Origin of the sequence: Asaia krungthepensis NRIC 0535 (genome assembly GCF_025995175.1) — a bacterium.
GTDB classification, from domain to species: Bacteria; Pseudomonadota; Alphaproteobacteria; order Acetobacterales; family Acetobacteraceae; genus Asaia; species Asaia krungthepensis.
On the sequence record NZ_BAPV01000001.1, the window covers coordinates 56,701 to 70,265 of the forward strand.

Below are 13,565 nucleotides of genomic sequence, written 5' to 3' on the forward strand. Positions count from 1 at the left end.
ATAGGTGCCCCCTGGCGACGCGATTTCCGCCCAGGAACAGTCATTACATTGACGTTACAAAGCCATGATCTTGCCTGCTTCTACTTCTAACCGGGGATTGCCCGCACTTGACCCCGGTGAGGAGCAAAAAAGATCATGCAAAAAATTATGCCTCCCTTTCTGATCCGTTTTTCGTCGCGGGCGTTGCGCGCCTTCGGCCTTCTGTTTTTGGTCCTTCCAATAGCGGAGGCCTGTGCCTCGGAGTATCGGCAGCCTGCCCTTGGAGGCCCCGATGCCCCCGCCCTCCACGCTGTCGCCATGACCTTCGATGACTTGCCTTACGTGATGGCGCCGGGCGCCTCGCCGCAAGCCAATCGTGCGGCGGCTCTCTCAGCCAATGCGGCTATTCTGGATACGCTGCGTCGACATGCCATTCCGGTCACCGCCTTCGTCAATGAAGACAAGGTACAGGCGCTGGGTGCGGAAGGGCCGCGACTTGTTCAGCGCTGGAACGAGGGGGCGTTCGTGCTGGCCAATCACGGGTTTCATCATTTCGACAGCAACACACTCACGCCTGTCCAGGTGGAGCGGGAAATTACGCAGGGGGAGGCGACGATCGGACCGCTTGCGCATCAGGCGGGGCGCACGCTCACGTTTTTCAGGTTTCCGTATAACCATGTCGGAGACACCGAAGCGAAGCGTCTGGCCCTTTCCGATATTGTGCATCGTCATGGGTATCGTCTGGCGGCGACCACGATCGACGTCGAGGATTATCTTTTCAACGACGCTTATGAATGTGCTTTCGCCCATGCGCGAAGCGACGCGATGGGGAAGATCGAGCGCGCTTATCTGGACTATGTTCGGGTCGAGATTCCCTATTATCGTGCGCTCGATACCCGCGTCATGGGGCGTGAAATTCCCTCGATCATGCTCCTGCACAGCAATCGGCTGAACGCAGTGGTACTCCCTGCGATCATCGATATTTTCAGGAAAGACGGAACGCGCTTTATCACTCTGGAAGAGGCCCAAGCCGATCCTGCCTATGCTATCGAGCCCAGAATGGCTACCGTCTACGGACCTATGTGGGGCTATCGCTGGGCCAGGGAGCGCCATATTGCGGTCAATGGCGCGCTCGAGCCCGAAGCGCCCGCGTGGATACGAGGCTACTGCAAGACGAACTGAGTGATTTCTCTCGGCATTCTTGCGCAGCGCGTACTGTGTCGAACGGCGTATCCGACAGGTGCCGATAGCGGGAGGTGGCGCCCCAACGCAGTAATCCATCCGGTGCATCGTGATACAGGCAGGGTGGAGGTCAGAGGATCTGATATCCGATAATCGGGCGCGATGGCGACCTCGCGCGTGACCTGTATCTGGTGAATAAGTCCGATGGCTGGAGCTTCCATGCGTTGGGAGCAGGGGGGAGTCGCGATGCCGAATGTCTGGCTCTGCTCGCTGAAGTCTCTGCGCTGCCTTTCGCGGTGGAACTTCCCTTGCGTATGCGCCGGGGTATCGATGCTGCGCCCTGGCGCAGGGTGCGGCGTCTCGAACTGGCCTATATCGAAGAAAGGATCAATGATTCCCTGACTTTCGTTCGAGATATTCTGCCAAGCGAGGTCTCGGTTGCGTGACACCAGGCCTCTGAGCCATGCCGATCGCGCCGTTGGTAGGCGACGCCGAACCCTGGCGAGGCGTCAAGGTGACGAAAATGTCATTTCCCTGAAATGCGAAAGTCATCTTACCTCGTTTCCGCAAGTTAAACGTTTAACTAACGGGAGCGATGATGCCGCGCAGACCGGGTAAGGTGTCGATACGTCATGTCGCCGAGGCCGCGGGCGTGTCCGTTGCTACCGTGTCCAACGTCGTGCGTGGCCGCAAGAATGTATCCGATGCCGTTCGTGCGCGTGTCGAGAAGACGATCGATACACTCGGCTATCTGCCTAATCGTGCCGCCATGCAGTTGCGCGAGGGGCGCAACAGGATCGTCGGCGTGCTCGTGCCCAGCCTCGATAATCCTTTCTTTACTGCGATCATCGCGAGTATCGAAAATTGCGCCCGTCGCGACGGCTACGACATCATCGTGGCCAGTGCTGGCGAGGATAGCGCGCTGGCTTCATCCCGTCTGAAGGCGCTGCTGTCATGGCGACCGGCGGGTATGATCGTTCTGCCCAACGACGATTGTTTTGCCGATGCAGGGCTGCTCGACGCCTCAGGCGTGCCCTATGTCGTTCTGGACCGCCTGCCCGGTGCCAGCGTCGCCGATACGGTGGCCGTTGATAACGAGCAGGCAGCAACCGAAATCGCGGCGCATCTCGCCGGGCTCGGTCATCGTCATATGCTCGTCGTGGCCACCACGCTCTCTCTGGCCAATATCCGCGAACGCTGTGCGGGTATTCTAGCCTATTGCGCGCGCGCCGGTCTTCCCGAACCGCGCGTTCTTGAAGTCGGTCATCATTTCGAGGACGGGCCGCCCGGCCTGACCGAAGCGCTTGCCGGTGCGAACGCGCCGAGCGCCGTGATCGCCCTGACCAATTCCATCACTCTGGGGGCACTGCGTTGCCTGCACCAGAGCGGATACGCCGTACCCGGTGACATGTCGCTTGTCGGGTACGACGATTATGCATGGATGCGTGCCACCCTGCCGCCCATTACCGCCATCTGCCAGCCGGTGGATGCGCTGGGCGCCGAGGGCTGGTCGCGCCTCATGCTGCGTATTGCGGGCGAAGGCACTGCCCCCCTGCAGGTCAGACTGGCCTGCACGCTGGTGGTGCGCGGTTCGACCGCACCCCCCAGAACAGGAAATCTGTCATGAACAAGCTCGGACTCCACGCTTTTGTCTGGACTGCTGGCTGGACGCCTGAAGACGCCGCCATGGCCATCCGCTCGACGGCTGAACTCGGCTACGATCTGATCGAGGCCTCGACCATGGACCTCAAGGCCTTCGACGTGCCCGCAACACTGCGCGAACTCGAAGCCAATCGTCTCGGGATCACCATGTCCTTCGGCTTGACTGCAGATATGGATATCTCCTCGGGCGACCCGGAGCGTATCCGTCGGGGAGAGGCGCATCTGCTCGATGCCATTTCCCTTGCCCGAGATGTCGGGGCGACCCATGTCTGCGGCATTCTCTATTCCGCCTTCCAGAAATACGCGACGCCGGTGACGGCAGAAGGCGTGCGCGGCTCTATCGAAGTGGTGCGTCGTGTCGCTGAAAAGGCGCAGGCCAGTGGCATCACGCTGGGCATGGAAGTGGTCAATCGCTACGAGTCCAACGTGCTCAATACGGCACGTCAGGCGATTGCCTATGTGAAGCGCGTCGAGATGCCCAATGTGAAGCTGCACCTCGATTGCTATCACATGAATATCGAAGAAGCGGATTCCGCCGAGGCCATTCGCGAGGCGGGCGATCTGCTGGGCTATTTCCATACCGGGGATTCGCATCGCGGCTATCTTGGATCGGGTTCGGTCGATTTCCCGAGCATATTCCGCGCGCTGGAGAGCATTCAGTATCAGGGGCCGATCACTTTCGAATCCTTCTCCTCAGCGGTGGTCGGTCAACCGCTCGAAGGGATTCTGGGCATTTGGCGCAATCTCTGGGAAGACAGCCGTGATCTCGCGGCCCATGCCAAGGCCTTCACCGATGTGCAGATGAAATCGGCACGCGAGGCGCTCGGCCGCCAGAAGCGCTAAAGACGCGGCTTTTCTCCCGAACCCCATCCCGTCACGCGGGTGTCCCGACGACGCCCCGTGACGCTCTGAAAAGGTCGAGATCATGACCCTTTCCCGCCGCGGTTTCATGGGCGTCGCCGCCAGCCTGACCGCTCTCTCTCCTTTCGCTTCTGCCCGTTTCTCCGGTGCCTATGCCGAAGGGGGTCAGAAGAAAATTGCCATCGTTGCCAAGATCGGCGGCATACCGTGGTTCAACGCCATGGAGCGCGGTATCCAGAGCGCGGGCAAGGAGACCGGCTGCAATGCCTGGATGATCGGTCCCACCCAGGCCGATGCCGCCCAGCAGGTCAGTGCCATCGAGGATCTGATTGCACGCAAGGTCGATGTGATCGGTGTCGTGCCCAATGATGCCAGTTCACTGGTGCCGGTTCTGCAGCGTGCGCGCGCGGCGGGTATTCATGTGATCAGCCATGAAAGCCCCGGCCAGCAGGGCGCGGAATGGGATCTCGAATTCACGACCCCCGCTGCGGATGGCGAACGCCATATGGAGGCGCTGGCCAAGGCGACCGGCGGCAAGGGGGGGTACATCATCATTGTCGGGTCTTTGACCGTTCCCCAGCACAAGATGCGCGCCGATGCGGCCATCGCGTTGCAGAAGGCGCGATATCCCGACATGCATCTGATCGGGGATCGTTTCGGCTGCGGTGAAAGCGTGGATGACAGTTATCGCACCGTCATGGATCAGTTGCGCGCCCATCCCGATCTGACCGGGGTGCTCGCCTTCGGGTCGCAGGGGCCGATCGGAGCTGCACGTGCGGTCGATGCGCGCGGCAAGATCCGGAGCGTTGCGGTGGTCGGGCCGTTCTCTCCTGGGCAGGGGGCGAAATATGTGCGTTCCGGCGCAATACGCTGTGGCTATATCTGGAACCCGCTTCTGGCCGGGCAGACCTTGGTGCGTCTGGGCATGATGATGGCGACCGGCAAGCCCATCACCAATGGTATGGACCTGACCGATATCGGTGCCTTGCAGGTCGATCCGGCCCAGCGCAGCATTCTTGCTCCAAAGATGCAGATCATCGATCGATCGACCATCGATGCGCTGGTGGCGCTGGGGCTGTGACCGGCGCAGTCTTTCTGGAGCTCTGCCATGTGCACAAGACATTCGGCAGTTTCCAGGCATTGCGCGGGATCGACTGGGATGTGCGCGAAGGCGAGATCCATTGTCTCGTGGGCGAAAACGGATGCGGCAAATCCACGCTGATCAAGGCCGTATCCGGCGTACACGCCCCCGACCCAGGCGGGGACATCCGTATTGGCGGTCGGAATGTCCTGCCGCTCGATCCGATGCGCGCCCGTGCTCTTGGCATTCAGGTGGTGTTTCAGGATCTGGCTCTTTTCCCCAATCTGAGCGTGGCCGAAAACATCGCCTTCGATGCCAATCTGGGGCGTGGTTTTAGTCCGCGCGCTGCGATCCGGCGCAAGGCGAAGGAAATCCTGTCCCGTCTCGGGCATGATCTGCCTCTGGAGTGTCCGGTGGATGCGCTGTCGATTGCCGAGCGGCAGATCGTGGCCATTGCGCGCGGCCTTGCGGGTGAGGCGCGTCTGATTTTCATGGACGAACCCACGGCGTCGCTCACACGTGCCGAGGTGCGACGCCTGCTCGATCTGGTGCGCAAGCTCTCGGCAGAGGGGATTGCAATCGTCTTCGTGTCGCATCGTCTCGACGAGGTCTCTGCCATTGCCGAGCGTATCACGGTGATGCGCGATGGACGGATGGTCGGCACATATGCTGCATCCGGTCTCGACCAGAGAACGCTGATCCATCTCATGACCGGTATCGAGATCGCGACCCATCATGCTCCCCGCGATTGCAGTGCTCGTCCCGCCCTGCTTGAAACCCGGCAGCTCACGCGCAAGGGCGAGTATGAGAATGTCTCGATCACCCTGCATGAGGGCGAGGTTCTGGGCCTGACAGGCCTTTTGGGTGCCGGACGGACAGAATTTGCCCTCTCGCTTTTCGGCATGACCAGACCGGATTCCGGAACACTGCTCGTGCATGGCCGGGAATGCCGTTTTCGGACCAATCAGGATGCTCTGGCAGCGGGTCTGGCTTATGTCTCTGAAGACAGACTCAATCTCGGGATCAACGCCGAGCAATCCATCGTCGATAATCTCGATATTGCCGTTCTACCCCGCCTGGCCAATCGATTTGGTACCATCACCGATCGGGCGCGCGTGCAGCTTGCCGAGGACTGGGTGGCGCGTCTGAATATCAAGGTCAATTCTGTTCAGGATGCCATCAACACCCTGTCGGGTGGCAACCAGCAGCGCGTCATTCTGGCACGCTGGCTTGCATCCCATCCCAAGATTCTCATCCTCGACAGTCCCACAGTGGGTGTGGACATCAAGAACAAGGAGGGGATCTACGCCCTGATCCGCGAATTGAGCGCCCAGGGCGTGGGCATTCTCGTGATTTCGGACGAGATGATCGAGCTTTTCGCCACCTGTGATCGCATCCTGCATATGCGCAATGGCCGTATCGCGGGTGATTACTCCCCGGCACACATCACCGAACAGGCGCTGGAGGCGCAGATCTATGCCTGATTTTGCCACGCTGCGCAGTAGGCCCGAGTTCTGGCTGGCCGGGGTGATCGTGATTTTATGTGCAGCCCTGTCCCTGTCGACGCCAAGCTTTCTCAGCCTGTCGAATTTCGTCGATCTGACCGAAAGCTACGCCGTGCAGGCCATCATGGCTACGGGGCTTTTCGTCGTGCTCATCGCAGGGGGGATCGATATTTCCTTCGCGGCCACGGCTTCGGTGGCGCAATATGTCGCGGCTCTTCTGGCCACGCATTATGGGCTCTCGCCCTTCCTCGTTATCCCCGCCGGGCTTGTCGTGGGAACGGGGCTCGGCTTTTTGAACGCCGCGCTGATCCATTATGCGCGTGTCAATTCCATCATTATCACCATCGCCACCATGAATGTGTATTTCGCCCTGCTGATGTATGCGACGGGCGGTCACTCCATCTATAACCTGCCCGAATGGTGGAGCGAGCGCGTCACCTTCCTGCAATTCGAGACATCCGGGGGCGATCTCATACGCATCACTTTGCCCATCGTGGTCATGGTGGTGTCGCTCCTGTTGTGCTGGGTCCTTCTTACCCTGTCCAGAACCGGCAGGCAGCTTTACGCCATGGGCGGCAATGCCGAGGCGGCGCGTCGCATCGGCCTGAATATCTCGAAGCTGCAGTTCTTTGCCTATGGCTTTGCCGGTTTCATGGCGGCTCTGGCGGGGCTGGTCCAGGCCAATCGCGTGGGTGAAGCCGTACCGAATGCGCTTTATGGCACGGAATTATCGGTCCTTTCCGCCGCGGTTCTGGGCGGCGCATCGCTTCTGGGCGGCGTGGGGACGATCGGCGGGATCACGCTCGGTATCCTGCTGCTCGCCATCATCCAGAACGGGCTCAACCTGCTCGATATCTCGCCCTACTGCTTCGAGATCATCACGGGCGCGATCATTCTCGCCTCCACGACGCTCACTGCCCTTTCGGTCCAGAGCCGCAAGCGCTCCCGGCTTGTCGAGGAAGCGCCCATCCCGGAGCAAGCCCATGTCTGAAAATCTGCCCGTGACCGGCAATAAGACAGGACATTCCGCCTCCATGACCGATCTTGCCGCTCCGTTCCGGCGGCTGTTTCCTGCGCGTGTGTCGGGGCAGGCTCTGGCCGCGCTGGCGCTCGCCATCGGGTTCAGCCTCATCGTGCCCGGGTTTTTCAGCCTCGGCTCCATGCGCTCCATGATGTTCCAGCTCCCGCAGCTCGGTCTTCTGGCGCTGGCCATGGCGATCCCCATGATGTCGGGCGGGTTGAATCTGGCCATCATCGCGATTGCCAATGCCTGTGGCCTCGCCATGGTGACGGTGCTCGGCCATCTGCCTTTGGCGGGCCATGGCACGGGCTATGTCGGGTTCTGCATCGTGATCGTTCTCATGGTGGGGGCGGTGCTGGGGACGGCACTGGGCGGCGTGACCGGATGGCTGATCGTGCGGACGAAAGTCCATCCCATTCTGGTCACGCTGGGGATCATGTCGATTGTCGAGGGCACGAGCATCTGGCTGACGCGTGGTGAGGTGGTGTCGGGACTGCCTGCCCTTTATGGTCAGATCGGCAATGCCTCGCTGGCGCAGATACCGCTGGCCTTCCTCGCCTTTCTGGCGGTGGCGGGCGTGGTGCACCTTCTGCTTCAGCATACGGCTTTCGGGATTTCGATCCGCATGATCGGGTCGAATGCGCTCGCCACACGCTATTCGGCGGTCGATGTCGACCGCGTAACGATCAGGATATACGCGCTTTCGGGTTTCCTGTGCTTCTGCGCTGCCTGCCTGATGCTGGCGCGATTTAATTCGGCCAGCGCGGCTTATGCCAAATCCTATCTGCTGGTCACGGTTCTGGCCGCTGTTCTGGGCGGAGTCGATCCTAATGGCGGTTTCGGACGGGTGACAGGGCTGGTTCTGGCCATGATCATGCTTCAGCTGATTGCGACCGGGTTCAATCTGCTCGGCTTCAGCGATTATCTGACGCTCGCCATCTGGGGGCTGGTGCTGATCGGGGTGGCCTGTGCCCAGTCCATGGTTAAAAAGAGGCGCTGAGAGCGCCCCTTGACGACCTGAATCCTTAAAAGGGCGGCGGCTCTTACCCCGACCGCCCTGAGGGTTTTATTCGTTATCGGCAGAGGGCATGGTTTCCGCCGGAATGAGCGACACATAAGGCTGAACTGCCAGACGCGCCGCGTGATCGGCCTTCGCCGCTTCGAGCAACTCCGGATTGGTCGCAAGGTCGAGCCCGGTCAGGGCCATGATCTTCGCAACATGCACCATGCCCTTATGTGCCACCGCAGACTGCCCCTGGGCGGTCATTTGCCAGGAATGAAGCTGGGTACCGATAGCGCAGGTTGCGCCGAGCGCCTGAACGGTGGGCACGGTCCAGCTCACATCGCCCACATCGGTCGAGCCGAGAGACGAGCGATTGCCCCCGGCAGGCAGAACAAAATCGGCGAGCGGCTTGTCGAGATCGGGTCTGGTCCCGGCGTGATGAAAGGCGGCGATGATGTCGCTTTTGGGGAAGGTAGCCTGCATTTTTCGGGCGAAATCGCGGTCAGCCTCATCGAATGGCGGCGGTCCAAGACGCTCGACATGACCCTGCATGGCGGCTTCGAGCGGGGGGCAGGGCAGGATATTGGCCATGGCGCTGATCACGCGCTCTTCCACCTGTGTTTCGGTCATCAGCGCGGCACCCTGGGCAATCTTGCGTACACGCTCCGTCAGCGGCACCAGATCGGCCAGATCGAGCGTCCGTACCACGTAGCGTATGGTGGTTTTCGCCTGCACGACGTTGGGCGCAGCGCCACCTGCATCGAGATAGGCGTAGTGAATGCGCGAACTGGGCAGCATGTGCTCGCGCAGATAATTGACCCCCACATTCATGAGCTCTGCCGCATCAAGCGCGGACCGCCCCAGAAAAGGGGCAGCCGCAGCATGGGCGGCTTTGCCGGTGAAGGTGAAATCGAGACGGATATTGGCGAGAGAGGAGGGGGGGAACACGCCGGTGAAAAACAGCGGATGCCAGGAGATCGCGGCATCGACATCATCGAACACGCCTTCACGCACCATGAAGGCCTTGCCTGCGCCGCCTTCCTCGGCGGGGCACCCATAATAGCGCACGCGCCCCGGCAGATCATGCGCGGCAAGGAAGTTCTTCAATGCCGTGGCAGCGAGCAGCGCGGCGGAGCCCAGCAGATTATGGCCGCAGGCATGGCCATTCCCATTGCCGGGAAGCGGGGTGTGTTCCATGACCCCGGCGGCATTGGTCAGGTCGGGGAGTGCATCATACTCGCCCAGAAAGGCGATGACGGGTCCATCCTGGCCGGCCTCACCCATGACGGCTGTGGGCATGCCGGCTACGTTGCGTGTGACGCGAAACCCTTCTTCAGCCAGTTTCTCGGTATGGAGCGCACAGGAGCGGACTTCCTCGAAATTGGTCTCGGGCACTTCCCATACTGCATCGCTGAGCGCGATCAGGCTTGAAGCGCGGTCATCGACAAAGGAGAGGATGGCATCGGTGTTTTTCATGAGAAGAAGATCCTTGTCGGCGGAAGAGGAGAGCAGGCCCAGCGCGCGCGGAGGAGCGCGCTCAGGCAATGTCAGGAGGCCATGTTAGCTGGGGGATGTCACAAGGCGCGGTCGGGCAGGGGGGAAAAGGCGCCTGGGCGATGCTCTGGCTTCATGAGGTGCCGCAGTCCTAGATAGGCCAGAAGCGAGAGGGGCGTCAGCACACCGATCATCCAGGCAGGCACCATGGCATCATGGAAACGGGCGATCAGCAACACGGTAATCGGCTGTGTCAGGCCGCCGAAAACCGAGACGGCGACGGCATAGACGAGGCCAAAGATAAAGGCGCGGCTATGGTCGGGGATAGCGTCGAACAGCAGGCGCCATACGGGGGCGATGAGCAACCCCGAGGAGAGAAAGATCGTGACGTTCAGGCCTATCTGGGTCCAGAGCCCCGGATAGGTGATGGAAAGCCCATAATAGACCATGCAGAGCGGCGTGCCGAGGAGCGAAACCCAGAGCACGAAACGCATCGGATCGGGATTGCGATTGGCGATACGCATCCCGGCGATGACCGCCGTGACGCCGCAGATCAGGCCGATGGTCATGGCGAACATGGCGATACCGGGCGGCAGATGCAGCACCGCAATGGCATAGCTGACACCGAATGTGCGCAGGTAATTGGTGATGGTCCCGCAAATGATCAGTGCGAAGACCAGCAGGATTTTGGGCGTGACCAGCAGGCGCAGCGTTGCGCCGAAAGGATGGGGCTCATGCTGTGCCGTATGGGCGGCGGGAATTTGCTGACGGAGCCAGAATCCGAACGGGAGTATGGCAACGCCGATGACAAACGGCACGCGCCAGCCCCAGCTGTAAAGCGCATCATGGGAAAGGACGAGCGAGAGAATCAGCCCGAAAATGACCGCCACCAGCATGCCGAGGATCTGCGTCACATATTGCATGATGCTGATAATGCCGCCTTTGCCGGGCGGAGCGGCATCGTAGAGCATGGCGGTGGCCGGTCCGACCTCGCCACCATCGGAAAAGCCCTGCATCATGCGCGCCAGAACGATCATGAAGGGGGCGACAATGCCAAGCCAGCCTGCCGGCGGGGTGGCGGCCAGAAGCAGGGAGCCCACTGCCATGATGGCAAAAGTCAGCATGAGCGCGGCCTGATGGCCATGGCGTCTGGCATAGATACCGACGCAGAACGCGCCCAGAGGCCGCAGGAAAAAACCGGCACCGAAGGTAATGAGCGCATCGAACAGACCGGCCAGACCGCTCGTATTTGGGAAGAAGGCTCTCGCGATCATGGGCGCGAAAAACGCATAAGCCATGAAATTATAGAACTCGAGAAAATTCCCGACACAGGCGGCCATGATGATCCGCTTCCTGTCCTGTTCCGATCCTGTCATGGCGTCTCTTTCCTTGCGGGTGGGGGCGTTCAGTAGGTCAGGCCGATCCGGCCGCCGATAAAACGCGGCGGGCCGGGAATACGGAAATACGTCGTGGTCGATTGCGAACTCGTGGTGAAATACTCCCTGTTCAGGATATTCGACGCATAGAGCGTCGCTGTCCACGGTCCTTTGAGCGGATGCACAGTGAGATGCGCGCCGAGCAGGAAATAGGCCGGAAGCTGATAGGGACCGGTGCCGCCCGGCACCATGGATTGCGCGGATCGGAAATTCCAGTCGATCCCGGCCTCGCCTTCATAGCGCTTGAGGAAGGCGATGCGATAATCGCCGGAGCCATTAAGGGTCAGTTTCGGGTTCATGCCTTCTGTACCGGCATAATCGGTGTAGATGGGCGCCCATATGCCCGTGCGCGCGTATTGGGCATTGACGGCGGCAGCGTTGATGGCCTGGAAACGCTGGTATTTGCTGCGCAGATAGCCGAAATTCTGCGTCAGGTAGACATGGCGTATCGGATTGATTTCGGTATTGAACTCAATCCCCCAGATCTCGGATTTGGGGATGTTGTCGAAGCGCCCGAGAGGACCATAGCTGGGCACGACATAGGTGCCGAGATATTGCTGGTCGTGATAATCGTAATAAAAGGCGGCTGCATTGAGCCGGAAACGATTGGGAATGAGATCGGCCTTGAAGCCGAGTTCATAGGCCAGCACGGTTTCGGGTTTGAACGGGTCGAGCTGTCCCTGCACCACCGTGTTATTGGCGGTCATACCGCCCGGCTTCATGCCCCGGCTGACCTTAAAATAGGTCATGACGTCTTTCGTGGCCTGAAATTGCAGGCCCAGCGTGCCGGCAAACTGGTTCATGTTGGACCCGGTAGACTGGAACTGTAGGGAGCGCCGTCCGAACTGGACCGTACGCAGATCCAGCAATTGTCGGTCATCTGCCTCATGGGTCAGACCGCCGATCAGCGTCAGGCGATAGGGCAGCTTGTACGCCAGATGCACGAATTGCGAGAATGTCTGCTGGTTCTGGCCGAAGGATGTTTCCTGAAGATAGCCGCGTGTGGGCACGTAATCGGTGAAATCGAAAAAGGATTGCTGCGTCATGCGCACACGGTCGTAATAGGCACCGATCACCCAGTCGAGCGGCCGGTTCTTGCGTGATTCCAGACGCAGTTCCTGCGAGAAGCTGTTGGCAACGATATTGCGGTAGTTATCGCCCGTGGCCCAGAGCGTGCCATCCTGATCGGTATATTCGCCCACGCGCTCGGTTTCGAAGGCGCTGATGCTCCTGAGCGTCGCAAAGCCGAAATCATGCGACGCCTTGAGATCGGCCCCCCACATCGTATTATGCTCGCTGGGCTTCAGATTAGCCGGGCGGCCGATCAATCTGGCGAGACGCGTATTATAACCCCATTGGGCCTGCTGGTAGGTGAGTGACGGGTAGGGGCGGCTTGGCAGGAAATTCACGACGGGTTTGGCTGCGACGACCTCGGAATCATCCTGGACCCAATGCCCGCTCAGCATGATTTCCGTATGCTCTTCCGGCCGCCAACGCAGTTTGGCGCGCAACGCGCCCAGATTTGCATCCCCCAGATGGGCGCCATTGCTCGGATTGGTCTGCCAGCCGCCACCTTGCATGGTCTGCCCCGCGATCCTGAAGCTGAGCTTGTCTGTCACGATCGGACCGGACACAAAAAGATTGGTGCGGCTGCGGGCGTAGGAGGCAATATCCTGTGAAACCCCGCCATGCCAGTCATCGGTCGGGTCATTGGTATGAAATGCCACCTCTCCCCCTGTATCCGCCTGGCCATGAGAAAAACCGACCGGCCCGGGCTCGACAGCCGCGCCGGCGATATCGAACATCATGCCGGACGCCATGCGCGCCAGGGGATAGGCGACGTCGTCATAATAGACGAGAACCGAGGACATGTTGTTCTGGGTGTAGTCGTTCAGCCCTATGCCGCGCAGGAAGAAATTGGTCGTGCCTGTGCCGTTCACGCTCTGAACGGTCAGGTTTGGGGCCACACGGGGCAGATCGAGCAAAGACACCACTCCCTGACGCGTCAGGGTCTCGGCCGTAATATGGGTGGTGGCATCGGCTTCATGCTGGGCTGCGGTAAAATGGAAGCGCCGTCGTGCTGTGGTGACCGTCAGCGTTTCGGAGCCGCTTTTCATTGCCCCGGGACGTGATGCCCTAAGACGCGGTGCCCCGGGACGTGATGTCGCGTCCCGTGCGCTGCGGTTTCGTGACGATGCAGGGGCTGAGGCATGGCTGTATGCCCAGGTCGCCGGAGAGGCATGCCGCGAAAGCGCCTTGCGCGCTCCGTGCCCGCCTCCGGCAGAAGCAGCCTGAGTCTCAGCCTGGGCCTGAAAGCCGAGAGCTGGTGTCAAGGCCGTCG

11 protein-coding genes are annotated in these 13,565 nt (G+C 60.5%); 8 read left to right on the top strand and 3 right to left on the bottom strand.

Annotated features, from left to right (window positions below; translation table 11 throughout):
- Window positions 1-135: 135 nt before the first annotated feature.
- From AA0535_RS00250 to AA0535_RS00285, 8 genes are all read left to right on the top strand, one after another.
- Window positions 136-1,161 carry a polysaccharide deacetylase family protein gene (locus AA0535_RS00250; protein ID WP_264813868.1) on the top strand — a complete coding sequence of 342 codons (1,026 nt, stop codon included), beginning with the start codon at window positions 136-138 and terminating at the stop codon, window positions 1,159-1,161.
- Window positions 1,162-1,352: 191 nt separating this feature from the next.
- Window positions 1,353-1,607 (top strand): hypothetical protein, encoded by a 255-nt coding sequence (locus AA0535_RS00255; RefSeq protein ID WP_264813869.1) that lies wholly within the window; start codon window positions 1,353-1,355, stop codon window positions 1,605-1,607.
- 149 nt (window positions 1,608-1,756) lie between these two features.
- Entirely contained in the window at window positions 1,757-2,788 is a 1,032-nt protein-coding gene (locus AA0535_RS00260; protein ID WP_264813870.1) for a LacI family DNA-binding transcriptional regulator, read from the top strand.
- Entirely contained in the window at window positions 2,785-3,666 is an 882-nt protein-coding gene (locus AA0535_RS00265; RefSeq protein ID WP_127101565.1) for a sugar phosphate isomerase/epimerase family protein, read from the top strand. Before AA0535_RS00260 ends, AA0535_RS00265 begins: the two co-directional genes overlap by 4 nt.
- Window positions 3,667-3,748: 82 nt before the next feature.
- Complete coding sequence (locus AA0535_RS00270; protein ID WP_264813871.1) at window positions 3,749-4,765, top strand: substrate-binding domain-containing protein; 1,017 nt, start codon at window positions 3,749-3,751, stop codon at window positions 4,763-4,765.
- Window positions 4,762-6,249, top strand: coding sequence for a sugar ABC transporter ATP-binding protein (locus AA0535_RS00275; protein WP_264813872.1), 1,488 nt, complete (start codon window positions 4,762-4,764; stop codon window positions 6,247-6,249). The genes AA0535_RS00270 and AA0535_RS00275 overlap by 4 nt, the downstream gene beginning before the upstream one ends.
- A complete protein-coding gene (locus tag AA0535_RS00280) occupies window positions 6,242-7,261 on the top strand; it encodes an ABC transporter permease (RefSeq protein ID WP_264813873.1) in 1,020 nt (339 codons plus the stop codon). Before AA0535_RS00275 ends, AA0535_RS00280 begins: the two co-directional genes overlap by 8 nt.
- Window positions 7,254-8,291: an ABC transporter permease gene (locus AA0535_RS00285; RefSeq protein ID WP_264813874.1), complete on the top strand. Its 1,038-nt coding sequence runs from the start codon at window positions 7,254-7,256 to the stop codon at window positions 8,289-8,291. Before AA0535_RS00280 ends, AA0535_RS00285 begins: the two co-directional genes overlap by 8 nt.
- 66 nt (window positions 8,292-8,357) lie before the next feature.
- Here AA0535_RS00285 and AA0535_RS00290 read toward each other — a convergent pair whose 3' ends face one another.
- The 3 genes from AA0535_RS00290 to AA0535_RS00300 all read right to left on the bottom strand — a co-directional run bounded on the left by AA0535_RS00290 (window position 8,358) and on the right by AA0535_RS00300 (window position 13,341).
- The gene (locus tag AA0535_RS00290; RefSeq protein ID WP_264813875.1) at window positions 8,358-9,770 is read right to left on the bottom strand and encodes an amidohydrolase; all 1,413 of its coding nucleotides are present in this window, start codon (window positions 9,768-9,770) and stop codon (window positions 8,358-8,360) included.
- A gap of 98 nt (window positions 9,771-9,868) precedes the next feature.
- Window positions 9,869-11,164, bottom strand: a complete 1,296-nt coding sequence (locus AA0535_RS00295) for an MFS transporter (RefSeq protein ID WP_264813876.1) — start codon at window positions 11,162-11,164, stop codon at window positions 9,869-9,871.
- Between the two features lie 29 nt (window positions 11,165-11,193).
- Window positions 11,194-13,341 (bottom strand): TonB-dependent receptor, encoded by a 2,148-nt coding sequence (locus AA0535_RS00300; protein ID WP_264813877.1) that lies wholly within the window; start codon window positions 13,339-13,341, stop codon window positions 11,194-11,196.
- Between the last annotated feature and the right edge of the window lie 224 nt (window positions 13,342-13,565).

Coding starts and splice junctions, on each gene's coding strand:
- AA0535_RS00250 (WP_264813868.1), top strand. CDS start 136: ATGCAAAAAATTATGCCTCCCTTTCTGATCCGTTTTTCGTCGCGGGCG.
- AA0535_RS00260 (WP_264813870.1), top strand. CDS start 1,757: ATGATGCCGCGCAGACCGGGTAAGGTGTCGATACGTCATGTCGCCGAG.
- AA0535_RS00265 (WP_127101565.1), top strand. CDS start 2,785: ATGAACAAGCTCGGACTCCACGCTTTTGTCTGGACTGCTGGCTGGACG.
- AA0535_RS00270 (WP_264813871.1), top strand. CDS start 3,749: ATGACCCTTTCCCGCCGCGGTTTCATGGGCGTCGCCGCCAGCCTGACC.
- AA0535_RS00280 (WP_264813873.1), top strand. CDS start 6,242: ATGCCTGATTTTGCCACGCTGCGCAGTAGGCCCGAGTTCTGGCTGGCC.
- AA0535_RS00285 (WP_264813874.1), top strand. CDS start 7,254: ATGTCTGAAAATCTGCCCGTGACCGGCAATAAGACAGGACATTCCGCC.
- AA0535_RS00290 (WP_264813875.1), bottom strand. CDS start 9,770: ATGAAAAACACCGATGCCATCCTCTCCTTTGTCGATGACCGCGCTTCA.
- AA0535_RS00295 (WP_264813876.1), bottom strand. CDS start 11,164: ATGACAGGATCGGAACAGGACAGGAAGCGGATCATCATGGCCGCCTGT.
- AA0535_RS00300 (WP_264813877.1), bottom strand. CDS start 13,341: ATGAAAAGCGGCTCCGAAACGCTGACGGTCACCACAGCACGACGGCGC.